Origin of the sequence: Oscillibacter sp. KLE 1728 (assembly GCF_934833455.1) — a bacterium.
GTDB lineage: Bacteria > Bacillota > Clostridia > Oscillospirales > Oscillospiraceae > Oscillibacter > Oscillibacter welbionis.
Genome location: NZ_CAKVVF010000064.1, coordinates 2,318 through 11,273, shown reverse-complemented (window position 1 = coordinate 11,273; position 8,956 = coordinate 2,318). Strand labels below are relative to the sequence as shown.

Annotated in this window: 13 protein-coding genes; 8 read left to right on the top strand and 5 right to left on the bottom strand. The window is 63.4% G+C overall.

Features of this window, described 5'->3' with window-relative positions:
* Window positions 1–180: 180 nt before the first annotated feature.
* From QVE23_RS08125 to QVE23_RS08115, 3 genes are read left to right on the top strand one after another with little or no spacing between them, the layout of a single operon-like run.
* Complete coding sequence (locus tag QVE23_RS08125) at window positions 181–648, top strand: VOC family protein (protein ID WP_119310972.1); 468 nt, start codon at window positions 181–183, stop codon at window positions 646–648.
* A 54-nt stretch (window positions 649–702) separates the two neighbouring features.
* Entirely contained in the window at window positions 703–1,248 is a 546-nt protein-coding gene (locus QVE23_RS08120; RefSeq protein ID WP_287967904.1) for a CD3072 family TudS-related putative desulfidase, read from the top strand.
* An 8-nt stretch (window positions 1,249–1,256) separates the two neighbouring features.
* Window positions 1,257–1,691, top strand: coding sequence for a GNAT family N-acetyltransferase (locus tag QVE23_RS08115; RefSeq protein WP_287967902.1), 435 nt, complete (start codon window positions 1,257–1,259; stop codon window positions 1,689–1,691).
* 59 nt (window positions 1,692–1,750) lie between these two features.
* On the opposite strand, the gene QVE23_RS08110 is transcribed toward QVE23_RS08115, so the two are convergent.
* Window positions 1,751–2,377, bottom strand: a complete 627-nt coding sequence (locus tag QVE23_RS08110; protein WP_021750669.1) for a flavodoxin family protein — start codon at window positions 2,375–2,377, stop codon at window positions 1,751–1,753.
* A gap of 192 nt (window positions 2,378–2,569) precedes the next feature.
* On the opposite strand from QVE23_RS08110, the gene QVE23_RS08105 reads away from it, so the two are divergent.
* Genes QVE23_RS08105 through QVE23_RS08095 form a run of 3 tightly spaced genes read left to right on the top strand, consistent with a single transcriptional unit; the run spans window position 2,570 to window position 4,043 of the window.
* Window positions 2,570–2,875: an STAS domain-containing protein gene (locus QVE23_RS08105; RefSeq protein WP_025544241.1), complete on the top strand. Its 306-nt coding sequence runs from the start codon at window positions 2,570–2,572 to the stop codon at window positions 2,873–2,875.
* Between the two features lie 17 nt (window positions 2,876–2,892).
* Entirely contained in the window at window positions 2,893–3,342 is a 450-nt protein-coding gene (spoIIAB, locus tag QVE23_RS08100; protein WP_021750666.1) for an anti-sigma F factor, read from the top strand.
* Entirely contained in the window at window positions 3,339–4,043 is a 705-nt protein-coding gene (locus QVE23_RS08095; RefSeq protein ID WP_021750665.1) for a sigma-70 family RNA polymerase sigma factor, read from the top strand. The genes spoIIAB and QVE23_RS08095 overlap by 4 nt, the downstream gene beginning before the upstream one ends.
* Here the strand turns inward: QVE23_RS08095 and QVE23_RS08090 are convergent.
* From QVE23_RS08090 to QVE23_RS08075, 4 genes are all read right to left on the bottom strand, one after another.
* Window positions 3,931–4,788, bottom strand: a complete 858-nt coding sequence (locus QVE23_RS08090) for a TIGR03915 family putative DNA repair protein (RefSeq protein ID WP_036631052.1) — start codon at window positions 4,786–4,788, stop codon at window positions 3,931–3,933. The genes QVE23_RS08095 and QVE23_RS08090 overlap by 113 nt on opposite strands.
* Window positions 4,789–4,800: 12 nt before the next feature.
* Window positions 4,801–6,066, bottom strand: coding sequence for a putative DNA modification/repair radical SAM protein (locus QVE23_RS08085; RefSeq protein ID WP_025544243.1), 1,266 nt, complete (start codon window positions 6,064–6,066; stop codon window positions 4,801–4,803).
* A 1-nt stretch (window position 6,067) separates the two neighbouring features.
* Window positions 6,068–6,196, bottom strand: coding sequence for a hypothetical protein (locus QVE23_RS08080; protein WP_256264507.1), 129 nt, complete (start codon window positions 6,194–6,196; stop codon window positions 6,068–6,070).
* Window positions 6,197–6,369: 173 nt separating this feature from the next.
* Window positions 6,370–7,392, bottom strand: coding sequence for a threonine aldolase family protein (locus QVE23_RS08075; RefSeq protein ID WP_025544244.1), 1,023 nt, complete (start codon window positions 7,390–7,392; stop codon window positions 6,370–6,372).
* Between the two features lie 185 nt (window positions 7,393–7,577).
* On the opposite strand from QVE23_RS08075, the gene QVE23_RS08070 reads away from it, so the two are divergent.
* Both QVE23_RS08070 and QVE23_RS10960 read left to right on the top strand, forming a co-directional pair.
* Window positions 7,578–8,084: a DUF4358 domain-containing protein gene (locus tag QVE23_RS08070; RefSeq protein ID WP_021750661.1), complete on the top strand. Its 507-nt coding sequence runs from the start codon at window positions 7,578–7,580 to the stop codon at window positions 8,082–8,084.
* A gap of 66 nt (window positions 8,085–8,150) precedes the next feature.
* Window positions 8,151–8,956, top strand: an 806-nt coding sequence (locus tag QVE23_RS10960; RefSeq protein WP_502919084.1) for an MBOAT family O-acyltransferase, incomplete at its 3' end; no start/stop codon positions are given.

Sequence of the window (8,956 nt, the reverse complement as noted above, 5' to 3'; positions counted from 1 at the left end):
GTCATCTCCTCTGCGAATTTCCGGGCAGCTCCGCGGTTGCCCGTGTAATAGATATTGACAGTGATTGCCATCGCAGAATCCTCCCTGTATGGTTTTTTCAATTTTATCATAGAGCAAGGGTGCTGTCCAGACGGCCGTCAGGCCCGGCAGCACAATCCGTTTCAAGAAAGGGCTGATCTTGTGAAGCTGAAAAATCCCCTGCTGGCAGTCCGGGACATGGAGCGGTCCAAGACCTTTTACCGGGAGGTCCTGGGGCTTCATGTGGTGATGGATTTCGGTGCCAACGTGACCCTCACCGGCGGCCTGTGCCTCCAAACACTGGATACCTGGACGGACTTCCTTGGAAAAGAGGTGGAGGAGATCCGCTTTGGTGCAAATGACAGCGAGGTCTACTTTGAGGAGGACGACTTCGACGGCTTCCTGGCGCACCTGGCTGGGTGCGCGGATGTGGTGTACGTCCGCCCGCCCCTGGAGCATCGCTGGGGGCAGCGGGTGGTGCGGCTCTATGACCCGGACCGCCACATCATTGAGGTGGGTGAGAATATGAAGTCCGTCTGCCGTCGGTTCCGGGACCAGGGCATGACGCCGGAGCAGATCGCCGCGCGGATGGAGGTGCCCTTGAAGTTCGTCACCGGCTGTCTGCGCTGAGATGTCTGAGAGGCTGAGAAAGGGGAAGTCCCCGCCGATGAAAGGAGAGACGGGATGTTTACCGACGGAAGGAGCAGGCGTGTGGTGTTTCTGGCCCACTGCCTGCTGAATCAGAACGCCATTTCCGACGGCACGGCGGAGGTGCCTGCCGCCCACCGGGAGATTCTACGGACAGTCCTGGATGCCCGGGTAGGCGTGGTGCAGCTGCCGTGCCCGGAGCTGTGCTGCCTGGGGCTGGATCGTGGAGACCCCAAAGGCGGGGAGCGGCCGGTGGTGGCGGAGAACACCCGCATCCGCCGGGCCATGGGCCAGCCGGAGGCATCTGCCCGGCTGCGGGAGCTGACGGATCAGGTGGTTTGGCAGATTCGGGAGTACCAGAAGCACGGATTTGCCGTGCTGGGCATCGTAGGTATGGACCGCTCCCCCTGCTGCGGGGTGAACACCACCTCGGACCAGGACCGGGAACTGCCCGGCCGGGGCGTGTTTATCGCATCTCTCCGGGCGGCACTGGAGTCGGCAGGGCTGACCGTACCCGTGATCGGCATCAAGCCGTCGGCGCCGGAGGCGCTGGACCGGGTACGGTCCCTTCTGGGGGAATGAGGTGTGCGATGGAGATTCGACGCATACAGGGTGGCGAGCTTCCGGCGGCCATGGACCTGTGCCGGCGGGTGTTCCTTGAATTTGAGGCGCCGGAGTATCCGCCGGAGGGCGTGGAGGCATTTCGTGCTTATCTTTCAGATATTGAACAGGTAAATCACTTGACACTATTTGGCGCTTGGGAGGGGCAGGAGCTCCTGGGAGTCCTGGCGGCGGAGGGGAGCCACATCGCCCTGTTTTTCGTAGACCCGGCGTTTCACCGCCAGGGCATCGGCCGCCTCCTGTTCCAGGCATATCTGGCGGAGGGCGGCCGCGGGCGGATCACGGTTCACAGCTCCCCCTATGCAGTGGAGGTCTACCGCCATCTGGGCTTTTCTCCCACGGCAGAGGAACAGCTGTCCCCGGACGGCATCCGATACACGCCCATGGTGTGGGAGCAAACATGAAAGAGCCCTAAATACAGCAAAGCCCCCGGAGGGAAATCCCCTCCGGGGGCTTTCGCGCTTCAGCGGATGAAGTTGGTCCGGGCCTCGCTCTCCGCCTGGGGCGGCTGGAGTCCAGCGGCCTTTCCCGCCTGGATGCACTGGACCATCCAGAGCAGGTTTCGGGCCAAATTCCGCATGGTCTGCATTCCCTCCGCGTCCTGGCGCACCTCCTCCGGCGTGTTGCCGTGGACCATGTTCCAGTAGGTAGAGGAAACTACCGGCATCTGGGCGATGGTGAAATATTTGTCCAGCACATCTACAGAGGCCGTAGTGCCCGCCCTGCGGGCGGAGGCAACAGCCGCGCCGGGCTTGTGGGCGAAGGCGTCTTTTCCGGCGTAGAACACCCGGTCCAGCACGGAGAGGATGCGGCCGGAGGGGTGGGCGTAATAGACCGGCGTACCGAACACGAAGCCGTCCGCCTCCCGGGCCTTCTCAATGATTGGGTTCACCATATCGTCATCGAACACGCAGCGGCCCGGCGTCTTCTGACAGGTCCGGCAGGCGGTGCAGTCCCGGACGGGGCCGCTGCCCAGAAAGAGGATTTCCGTCTCCGCGCCGCCGGATTCCAGCGTATCAGCGATCTCCCGCAGGGCTGTGTAGGTGCAGCCGTTGGGCCGGGAGCTGCCATTAATCAGCAAAATTTTCATGTATATGCCTGCCTTTCCCTTGAGATACCTTCATGATACCCCGCCGCAGGTGCCGATGCAAGCGGAGAAATGGGAAGATTTTGCGGCGGGGTGTGATTCCGACAAAAAAGAATGGGCCGTTTCCTTATAATGGGAGGAAAAACGGGGTACCCTGTATCTTGGTACACAAACGACAAGGAAGAAGGGAACTTTATGGAGATCGAAGCCACAAGCGCGGACCGGAATCTGCTGCTGGAGATGAAGGGGGAGCTGGACCACCACGGGGCCCGGAACGCCCTCCGGGAGCTGGAGCTGTCCATCGACGCGGCGCTGCCGAAAAAACTGGTGCTGGACCTGGCGGGCGTGACGTTCATGGACAGCTCCGGCATCGCGCTGATCCTGCGGGCCCAGCAGCGGATGCAGCTGCTGGACGGGAGCCTGCTGGTGCGGAACGTGCCTCAGCAGGCACGGCGGGTCCTGGATGCCGCCGGCATCGGCCGGCTGGTGACGATACGATAAAAGGGGGAGTACATACCATGAAGACCAAGGCCAACAACGAAGTCACGCTGGCATTTCCCAGCCGCAGCAGCAACGAGGGGTTCGCCCGGGCAGCCGTGTCCTGTTTCGCCGCCCAGATGGATCCCACCCTCAACGAGCTGGAGGACATCAAGACCGCCGTCAGCGAGGCGGTGACCAACGCCATCGTCCACGCCTATCCGGATTCCATCGGCCAGGTGGTGGTGAAAGTCCGCATCTGCCCGGACCAGGTGCTGGAGGTGACGGTGCGGGACCACGGCCGGGGCATCCCGGACATCGAGAAGGCCCGCCAGCCCATGTTCACCACCGGCGGGGAGGAGCGCAGCGGTATGGGCTTCACCATTATGGAGAGCTTTATGGACAGGCTGGTGGTCCGCTCCACGCCGGGCCGGGGCACCACCGTGGTGATGCGCAAGCGGCTGGCACCCCGGATGCAGGGCACAAAATGAGCGCCACGCTGGAGCTGCTGCGGGCGGCCCAGGAGGGGGACCGGGATGCCTGCGAGCAGGCGGTGATTGAGAACAACGGCCTGATCTGGAGCGTGGTGCGGCGGTATTACGGCCGGGGCGTGGACCCGGAGGACCTGTACCAGCTGGGGTGCCTGGGGTTTCTGAAGGCGGTGCAGGGATTCGACTTTGACTACGGGACCTGCTTCTCCACCTACGCCGTGCCCAAAATCGCCGGGGAGATTCGTCGCTTTCTCCGGGACGACGGCGCGGTAAAAGTGGGGCGCACCATGCGGGAGCAAGCTCAAACACTTTACACCATTCGGGAGCGGCTGCGGCAGGAGCTGGGCCGGGAGCCGGTGCTCAGCGAGCTCTCCGAGGCCTCCGGCCTGACGCCGGAGGAGATCGCCCAGGTGGAGATCGCCACGGACACGCCGGAGTCCCTCCAGCGGGAGACCGCAGACGGCCTCACCCTGGAGGGGATGCTGGGCACGGACGCCCCGGAGGAGGGCATGGTGGAGCGGATCGCCCTGCGGGAGTCCATCGATCAGCTGCCGGAGAAGGAGCGGATGACCATTCTTCTCCGCTACTTCAAGGGACTGACCCAGGAACAGACTGCCCGGATCCTGGGGGTGTCTCAGGTGCAGGTATCCCGGCTGGAGCGCCGGGGCCTGAAACGGCTGCGGGAGTTCCTCTCGCTCTGAAATGCGCTTCCCCCTGGAATTCCGTCATGGTGCCCCAGTACCGCTTGGGCATGTGGGTCATGCGGCAGCGGGGGTTTTCCCGCTCCCGGATGGCGATGGTGTCGTAGAATCGCTTCCACAGCAGGCGGTAGCGGGCCTCCGCCTCATCCGGCGGGGCCATCTGGAAGTGCTCCAGGGGCCGGACGGCAGAGCGGCCCTCGGCGTAGAACAGGGCCTCCTGGTGGGTACGGTCGTAGAGGAAGAACCGTTCGTTCCGGTAGCGGTCGCAGAAGTGACGGCGCAGCAGGGGCAGGACCCGGTTTTTCGGCTCGATTTCGCCCCCCAGTACGCCCCCCAGGTCGGAGAAGCGGACGAAGCCCTTGTACTGGTGGACCTCACCGTTCAGGTGGCGCACCGCCCGCAGAATGGGATACAGCGTCTCATCGGACAGGTCCCGGAGGAACCGGGGCCCCTCCTCCAGCAGCTTCACCACCAGACGGTACAGGTGCATTTCCCGGTCCGGCAGGCAGGTGAGAAAGCCGCGGCGCAGCAGGTCCGCCGCCTCCGGCGACAGCTTGACCACCTTCCGATATACCCGTGCGGCGTGGTCCCGGTCCGTCAGGACGGTCCGCACAGGGAACAACGTGAATGGAATGTCCTCACCGCAGCTGATGGCGGTGAGGACTTCTTTTTGGGCGTAGCTCTCAAAGATGCAGGTGAGGAATCCCTCAAAGCTGCCGTCGTATTCATAGATCATCTCGGTCATGGGGAACCTCCCTCACACAGGGGCAAACAGGGACATCTGCTCCAGCTCCGGTTGGGGCAGGGAGGGCCGCTCCGCCGCGATCAGATTCCGCAGCAGGCTGTCCGGCGTGAACCGCAGGCCGTCTGCCATGCGGCCGGAGGCGGTGAGAAAATACTGGGCCCGCTTCATCACCACCCCCAGCTTGGGCAGATCCTCGATCCGCAGCTTCCGGGCCCGGCGGGACACCAGAATGCGCTTGGCGGAGACCACGCCCACGCCGGGGATCCGCAGCAGGGCCTCGTAGTCCGCCCGGTTCACCTCCACCGGGAAGAAGTCCAGGTGCCGGAGGGCCCAACTGCACTTGGGATCCACCTGGGGGTTGAAGTCCGGATGGCTTGCATCCAGCAGCTCCTCCGCCCGGAAGCCGTAAAACCGCAGCAGCCAGTCCGCCTGATACAGCCGGTGCTCCCGCAGCAGGGGCGGCTTCGTGTCCTTGGCGGGCAACAGGGCGTGCTCCACCACCGGCACGTAGGCGGAGTAGAACACCCGTTTGAGTTGGTAGCGGTCATACAGCCCCTGGGTCAGCCGCAGGATGTGGAAGTCCGTGTCCGCCGTGGCCCCCACGATCAACTGGGTGCTCTGCCCGGCAGGGGCGAACCTGGGGGCGTGGCGGTACTTCACCAGCTCCTCCCGGCTCTGCTGTCCCCGCACCCGAATCTGCCCCATAGGAGCCAGGATGGCCTGCTTCGTCTTGTCCGGGGCCAGGGTCCGAAGTCCCGCCTCTGACGGCAGCTCGATATTGACGCTGAGCCGGTCCGCCAGGAACCCCATCTGTTCCACCAGCTCCGGCGCCGTGCCGGGGATGGCCTTGGCGTGGATGTAGCCGTTGAAGCGGTACTCTTCCCGCAAGATCCGCAGCGCCCGGATCATCAGTTCCGTGGTATAGTCCGGGGAGCGGTACACGCCGGAGGAGAGGAACAGCCCCTCGATGTAGTTCCGGCGGTAGAACTGGATGGTGAGGTCCGCCAGCTCCTCCGGGGTGAACATGGCCCGCTTCGCCTCATTGCTGCGGCGGTTGACGCAGTATTTGCAGTCATACACGCACCGGTTGGTCATCAGCACCTTCAAAAGGGTCACGCATCGCCCGTCGGCGGAGAAGGAGTGGCAGCACCCGGCGATAGAGGAGGTGGTATTGCCGATATACCCCGCCTTGGCCCTCCGGTTCCCACCGCTGGAGGTGCAGGCCGCATCGTATTTGGCCGCGTCCGTCAGGATGGTGAGCTTTTCCAGAACGTCCATCTCACCGCAGGGCTGTCCGCCGCCGGTCATGCCGCCGGTTGGGACGCTCGATGGCGTCGATGACCCGGAAGAGCTGAGAGGTCAGAAAGACCACGCCTACCAGAATAAAAAAGAAAGTCCAGCCGCTCATGGAAAAAACCTCCTTGATCGAACTTTTGTTCTAATTGCATTGTAACTCGAACAAACGTTTCTGTCAAGCAGAAATCGAACAAAAGTACGAGAGAGTTTGACAGCTCCCATGGGCCAGCAGAGCGGGAAGCACCACACAAAAAGGGACCGCCTGTTTGGCGGTCCCTTGGATGTTCAGCACCCGGCCAGGTCCCTGAGGAAGTCCTCCACCGCCGTCTCCGGCGTGGCCCAGCTGGTCACCAGACGGATGCAGGTGTGGTTCGCATCCACCGGGTGGTCGGTCTCAAATTCATAGCCCATCTCCTGGAGCTTTGCCACCGTCTCATTGGGCAGTACCGGGAACTGCTGATTGGAGGGGGAGGCCACCGGGAAGGGATATCCCAGGGCCGCGACACCGTCCCGGAGCCGGAAGGCCAGCTCGTTGGCGCGGCGGGCCAGGTCGAAGTAGAGCCCGTCCTCCAGCAGGGCCTGGAACTGGAGTCCCAGCAGCCGGCCCTTGGCCAGCACGGCGCCCCGCTGCTTCATGTGCCAGCGGAAGTGAGGCATGGGACGGGTGAGCACCAGCGCCTCCCCGAAGAGGGCGCCGTTTTTCGTGCCGCCGATGGTGAAGGCGTGGGTGAGGGCGGCCAGGTCCGGCAATGTCAGGTCGTTGTCGGGGGAGGTGAGGGCGGAGCCCAGCCGGGCGCCGTCCAGATAGAGGAACAGGCCGTGAACATCGCAGCACTGCCGCAGGGCGGCCAGCTCCGCCCGGGTGTAGACCGTGCCGATCTCCGTGGTGTCGGAGATGTACACCATTCGGGGCAGCACCATGTGCTCCGTGCCGTTGTGGCCCGCCAGAACGGACTCGACCAGGGCTGGGGTCAGCTTGCCGTCAGGGCTCTCCACGGTGCAGACCTTGTGTCCGGTGGCCTCGATGGCGCCGGTCTCATGGGTGCTGACGTGGCCGGTCTGGGCGGCGACCACCGCCTCATAGGACTGCAGAAACGCGTCGATGGTGACGAGGTTCACCTGCGTCCCGCCCACCAGGAAGTGAACCGCCGCATCCGGCGCGGCGCAGAGGCGGCGGATGGTATCCGCCGCGGCTTGGCAGCAGGGATCCATGCCGTAGCCCACGGTCTGCCGGAGGTTGGTGTCCGCCAGGGCCTGGAGGACCTTGGGATGGGCGCCCTCGCTGTAATCGTTTCGGAAACTGTACATTGTGATCTCCCGCCTTTTTCCTTGTGATAGAGCCATGATACCGCCTCCGGCGGAGAATTGCAAGGGCAGGGCGGATGGGATGGTAAAAGAAAAAAAATTGGAAATACTGGCGGTGAGAGGGAACTTTTCAGCGGAGAGGTCCGTCTGTATTCCCCGAGAACATTCAGAAAGGAAATCAATACACTATGAAGAAATTTTTGACCCTGGCGCTGTCGGCGCTGCTGACGATGGGCCTGCTGACCGCCTGCGGCGGCAAGACTACGGACAAGACTGTGGATCTGACGGCCTTTTACAACACCCTGGCGGAGGAGTACGGCTGGGCGGAGGACGCCGCCTCCAGCGGCGAAGAGGACATCATGATGATGAACTTGGAGGGCGACATGCTGGAGGGCTCCTATCCCGGCCTGGCCGATGTGGCCACCAAGCAGCTGATCGCCAAAGCCCCCATGATCAGCGCCGTGGTGAATGAGATCGTGCTGGCGGAGTGCGGGACGGAGGAGGACGCTGCCACCGCCGCCTCCATCCTGCAGGACCGGGTGGACGCCCAGGCAGAGGGCGGCGCCTGGTACCCGGAGTCCATGGAGACCTGGTCCAACGCACAGGTAGTCCAGAATGGAACCTATGTGGCCATGATTGCCACGGCAGACCATCAGGAGGAGATCGCGGAGCAGTTCAATGCGCTCTTTGCGTAAGGAGGCAGCCAGCCGCGGCGGTGCCGCGGCTGGCTGTGTGAAACGGAGAAGAGGGGAGGGGCGCCGGTGGTCTTCAGCAGCCTGACATTTTTATTTCTCTACCTGCCGCTGACGCTGCTGGTGTACTTTCTCTCGCCGCTGAGGTGGCGGAACTTCGTGCTGCTGGTGGTGAGCCTGCTCTTCTACGGCTGGGGAGAACCGGTGTACATTGTCATCATGTTCCTCTCCATCATCATCGACTACACCCACGGTCTGCTGGTGGAGAAGTTCCGCAGCGACGACAAAAAGGCCCGGTGGTTCGTGGCCCAGTCGGTGATCTTCAACCTGGCTCTGCTGGGCTTTTTCAAGTACTGGGACTTCATCGCAGCCAATCTGTCCCTGATCCCGGGCATTGATCTGCCCCAGCTGGGCATCCCGCTGCCCATCGGCATCTCTTTCTATACCTTCCAGACCATGAGCTATACCATCGACGTGTACCGGAAGGACGCACCGGTCCAGCGCAACATGGTGGACTTCGGCGCCTTCGTCACCATGTTCCCCCAGCTGATCGCCGGACCCATCGTCCAGTACAAAACGGTGGCAGCGGACCTGCGGCACCGGCTCCACACGTCGGAGAACTTCGCTCTGGGGGCCCGGCGGTTCTGCGTGGGACTTGCCAAGAAGGTGCTGCTGGCCAACTCCATCGGCGCCCTGTGGGAGGACTGCCTCGCCGCTCAGGGGGCCGGGACGCTGACGGTGCTGGGGGGCTGGCTGGGCCTCGCCGCCTATGGCTTCCAGATCTACTTCGATTTCTCCGGCTACTCCGACATGGCCATCGGCCTGGGGCGAATCTTCGGCTTCCGGTTCAACGAGAACTTTGACCACCCCTACTG

Coding starts and splice junctions, on each gene's coding strand:
- QVE23_RS08120 (WP_287967904.1), top strand. CDS start 703: ATGTTTACCGACGGAAGGAGCAGGCGTGTGGTGTTTCTGGCCCACTGC.
- spoIIAB (WP_021750666.1), top strand. CDS start 2,893: ATGAAGACCAAGGCCAACAACGAAGTCACGCTGGCATTTCCCAGCCGC.
- QVE23_RS08075 (WP_025544244.1), bottom strand. CDS start 7,392: ATGTACAGTTTCCGAAACGATTACAGCGAGGGCGCCCATCCCAAGGTC.
- QVE23_RS08095 (WP_021750665.1), top strand. CDS start 3,339: ATGAGCGCCACGCTGGAGCTGCTGCGGGCGGCCCAGGAGGGGGACCGG.
- QVE23_RS08080 (WP_256264507.1), bottom strand. CDS start 6,196: ATGAGCGGCTGGACTTTCTTTTTTATTCTGGTAGGCGTGGTCTTTCTG.
- QVE23_RS08110 (WP_021750669.1), bottom strand. CDS start 2,377: ATGAAAATTTTGCTGATTAATGGCAGCTCCCGGCCCAACGGCTGCACC.
- QVE23_RS08090 (WP_036631052.1), bottom strand. CDS start 4,788: ATGACCGAGATGATCTATGAATACGACGGCAGCTTTGAGGGATTCCTC.
- QVE23_RS08070 (WP_021750661.1), top strand. CDS start 7,578: ATGAAGAAATTTTTGACCCTGGCGCTGTCGGCGCTGCTGACGATGGGC.
- QVE23_RS08105 (WP_025544241.1), top strand. CDS start 2,570: ATGGAGATCGAAGCCACAAGCGCGGACCGGAATCTGCTGCTGGAGATG.
- QVE23_RS08115 (WP_287967902.1), top strand. CDS start 1,257: ATGGAGATTCGACGCATACAGGGTGGCGAGCTTCCGGCGGCCATGGAC.
- QVE23_RS08085 (WP_025544243.1), bottom strand. CDS start 6,066: ATGGACGTTCTGGAAAAGCTCACCATCCTGACGGACGCGGCCAAATAC.